The sequence below is a fragment of the Oleiphilus sp. HI0128 genome (genome assembly GCF_001635365.1).
Genome location: NZ_LWGG01000155.1, coordinates 1 through 975, shown reverse-complemented (window position 1 = coordinate 975; position 975 = coordinate 1). Strand labels below are relative to the sequence as shown.

Annotated in this window: 1 pseudogene; it reads left to right on the top strand. The window is 47.5% G+C overall.

Annotated elements, in window-relative coordinates:
• A pseudogene (gene purH / locus A3763_RS01990) lies at window positions 1–906 on the top strand (bifunctional phosphoribosylaminoimidazolecarboxamide formyltransferase/IMP cyclohydrolase); the annotation flags it as partial.
• Between the last annotated feature and the right edge of the window lie 69 nt (window positions 907–975).

The following is a 975-nucleotide window of genomic DNA, read 5'->3' as shown; positions in this document are numbered from 1 at the left end:
ATTGATATCGGCGGACCAACGATGGTACGTGCTGCTGCTAAAAACCATGCACACGTAAATATCGTTGTTAATGCGAGCGACTACCAGAACATTCTTGATCAAATGCGTGAGAACGATGCCTGCACAAGTTTGGAAACACGTTTTGACCTAGCGATTAAAGCTTACGAACATACAGCTGCCTACGACGGCGCGATTGCCAACTACTTTGGCCGATTGGTTCCAGGTGGCAGCAAAGAGTTCCCAAGAACATTTAACGTTCAAATGAACAAAACTCAAGAACTTCGCTATGGTGAAAACCCTCACCAGAACAGCGCGTTTTATGTTGAAAAGAATGCTCCAGCCGATTCAATCTCTGGCGCTAAACAGCTTCAAGGAAAAGAGCTTTCGTTCAACAATATCGCCGACACCGATGCAGCACTTGAGACCGTAAAGCTATTTGACGAACCTGCATGTGTCATCGTCAAGCACGCAAACCCTTGTGGCGTATCAGAAGCCGGCTCTATTCTAGAGGCTTATGAAAAAGCTTATGCAACGGACCCTGAATCTGCTTTTGGCGGTATCATCGCCTTTAACCGTGAGCTTGATGCGGAAACCGCGACAACTATCGTCGACCGACAGTTTGTTGAAGTTATTATTGCTCCGAGCGTTAGCGCCGAAGCGAAAGAAGCCGTAGCCGCTAAGAAAAATGTCCGCCTCCTAGAGTGCGGTGCATTTTCTGACAGCGCAGCATCTTTCGATTATAAGCGCGTCAATGGCGGCTTACTGGTGCAAGATCGTGACTTAGGCATGATCAGTAAGGAAGATTTGACTGTTGTCTCCAAGCGCCAGCCAACAGACGAAGAAATTGATGACCTCTTATTCACCTGGAACCAATCGGCCAAAGTAGTTGGCAATCGCGCCGTCGTAGGCAGCTGTATGTTCGTAAGCTTTAATCGCTAGGTCAAAACGTGTTTCCAAACTTGTGCAGGCATCGTT